The organism is Pelomicrobium sp. G1 (genome assembly GCF_051905455.1).
GTDB lineage: Bacteria > Pseudomonadota > Gammaproteobacteria > Burkholderiales > UBA6910 > Pelomicrobium.
Window position 1 is genome coordinate 1 of the sequence record NZ_JBQACR010000681.1, and the last position, 231, is coordinate 231.

Genomic DNA, 231 nt, shown 5'->3' on the forward strand with positions numbered 1-231 from the left:
TCCTTCCCCGTGCCCGATGCTGTCGTCCGGGCTCCCCTGTCCTTCCCCGGCCGCCGCTTTAGGGGCCGCCCGCTCCCTTGTGGCCCCCTGCTCTGCTGGCGCCGGGGCGCCCTCGTCCTGGGACACGGCCAGGTCCAGGCCGCCCTCTTCCTTCATTTCCTCGGTCACCGCGCGCACGTCCTCCTCGCGGAAGACGTGCTTTTCCGCCAGATAGCCATCGAGGAGCATCCC

1 pseudogene is annotated in these 231 nt (G+C 70.6%); it reads right to left on the reverse strand.

Features of this window, described 5'->3' with window-relative positions:
• A pseudogene (locus tag ACTFO6_RS20105) lies at positions 1-231 on the reverse strand (hypothetical protein); the annotation flags it as partial.